At 62.4% G+C, this 234-nt stretch carries 1 protein-coding gene; it reads right to left on the bottom strand.

Annotated elements, in window-relative coordinates:
• The coding region (locus tag ACPYOG_RS20885; RefSeq protein ID WP_481295961.1) for a hypothetical protein at positions 1-234 on the bottom strand (234 nt) is incomplete at both ends.

The following is a 234-nucleotide window of genomic DNA, read 5'->3' as shown; positions in this document are numbered from 1 at the left end:
ATGGTTCCGACCGCGTTCTGGTTCGGCGACAGTTGCAGAGACCCACTGACGTAGGCGCCGGCGTTGGTGATGACGTCCTTGAGGTTGACCGATGCGGCTGCCGTTGTGTTGTTCTGGTATTCGACCACCCATTTGAGCACGTCGCTGGGCTTAGCGGTTCCCGTCTTGGCTCCGCCGGGTGCGTCCGACGACGCAGCGCTGCTGCCGTCGGTGAGGTTGGTCGCCGTCTTGTAA

Source organism: Leifsonia sp. HAY1-4F (genome assembly GCF_056755275.1).
The sequence above is the reverse complement of the archived record's forward strand: the minus strand, read 5'-3'. Positions and strand labels throughout refer to the sequence as shown.